This window comes from Shewanella electrica, from assembly GCF_022321485.1.
GTDB lineage: Bacteria > Pseudomonadota > Gammaproteobacteria > Enterobacterales > Shewanellaceae > Shewanella > Shewanella electrica.
The window spans coordinates 1-245 of sequence record NZ_JAKOGG010000645.1 but is presented as its reverse complement, the minus strand read 5'-3'; the positions used below and the strand labels follow the sequence as shown (position 1 = coordinate 245).

General features: G+C 50.6%; 1 protein-coding gene. It reads right to left on the bottom strand.

What is annotated here, in order from left to right; genetic code table 11:
- Positions 1-35 precede the first annotated feature (35 nt).
- Positions 36-245, bottom strand: a 210-nt coding sequence (locus L9G74_RS21690) for a hypothetical protein (RefSeq protein WP_238898935.1), incomplete at its 5' end; no start/stop codon positions are given.

The following is a 245-nucleotide window of genomic DNA, read 5'->3' as shown; positions in this document are numbered from 1 at the left end:
GCAGCATTTCGGCGCCAGTTTGTTTAGCAATGTAACTACCAAGGTGGCGGTCTGGGTACCGCTATTGGCTTCGGTCTGCTGGGTGGCAAATTCCTGGAAGGCGCCCGCTCACGATCATGGATCAAGCGTTGTTGATACAAACCAAAGCCGAGAAGATAGACATTCTGATTAGCTTCACTGACATCACCAATAACGGCTACCACTTTACGGCCTGCTTGCTCTTTATCTGCAGCGATTGCCATACC